A 627-nucleotide genomic window follows, 5' to 3' on the forward strand; every position below is an offset into this window, starting at 1 on the left:
CATTTGTGGACAGCTCCGTTTTTGCAAGGGTTTTCTTTGTGCTTCAGATCTTTTTGCGTAGCGGTCATTTGTCCGGCCTGTTTGCGCGGCGTGTTTGACCGCTGGCCTTGATGAAGTCCGCAAGCCGGGTCCCTATCAACTTGCCGGGCTATGATGCCCTGGCAATACCACGGGGTGTTCCGGCTGCGGCGGCAAAGATCATCATCACTGCAACTGCCCTTGCAACTCGTATGAAGCGTTTCTCAAGCGCCCGGAGATCTCAGGCTGGGTTGTACTCCTCCTGCTTCGACATGATAGCCCAGACGATCCTGGCGGTCTTGTTCGCCAGCGCCACGCTGACCAACCGCGCGGGCTTCTTCTCCAGCAAGCGCCGGACCCACTCTGCGGTTTGCGTCTGTGCATCCCTGATCCGCCTGAGCACCGCCGTAGCCCCGACAACGAGAAGCTTGCGCAAATAACCGTCGCCCATTTTCGTGACCCGCCCCAACCGGTCCTTACCGCCCGAGGAGTTCTGTCTCGGGACCAGCCCGAGCCAGGCCGCAAACTGACGGGCGGATCGGAATTGCGAAGGATCGGCGACGGTGGCGGCCAGAGCCGTCGCGGTGAGCACCCCGATGCCCGGGATCG

The 627-nt window shown here is 61.1% G+C and carries 1 protein-coding gene; it reads right to left on the bottom strand.

From position 1 onward, the window contains the following. Positions 1-259: 259 nt before the first annotated feature. Positions 260-627 (bottom strand): transposase (locus tag F0155_RS23280; RefSeq protein WP_150526945.1); only part of this gene is annotated, 368 nt, incomplete at its 5' end.

The organism is Roseibium sediminis, from assembly GCF_008711325.1.
GTDB classification, from domain to species: domain Bacteria; phylum Pseudomonadota; class Alphaproteobacteria; order Rhizobiales; family Stappiaceae; genus Roseibium; species Roseibium sediminis.